Genomic DNA, 285 nt, shown 5'->3' on the forward strand with positions numbered 1-285 from the left:
CTTAGTGCCGCTGCCGAACAACGAAGAAATCTCATCAGATGTCAATGAATATGGCAGGCAGATGGTGTTCCAATCATCTTTCTTCAATGCACGGCGCATCTTGATATTATAGTTCTTGGCGTTATATGTCTTGGCGTTATTTGTCTTGGCGTTATATGTCTTGGCGTTATATTCACAGAGCGTCACGGTCATCGCCGCGTTCTCCTCGTCGAGCAATATATAGTCAACTATCTGCACGTCGCCTGTTGCTCCTTCGAGCCATGCGGTGAAGGGCTCGGCTGTTGT

At 47.7% G+C, this 285-nt stretch carries 1 protein-coding gene; it reads right to left on the minus strand.

Features of this window, described 5'->3' with window-relative positions; genetic code table 11:
• Window positions 1–285, minus strand: a 285-nt coding sequence (locus CIK98_RS18100; RefSeq protein WP_172409869.1) for a hypothetical protein, incomplete at both ends; no start/stop codon positions are given.

This window comes from Prevotella sp. P2-180 (genome assembly GCF_002251435.1).
Classification (GTDB): Bacteria; Bacteroidota; Bacteroidia; order Bacteroidales; family Bacteroidaceae; genus Prevotella.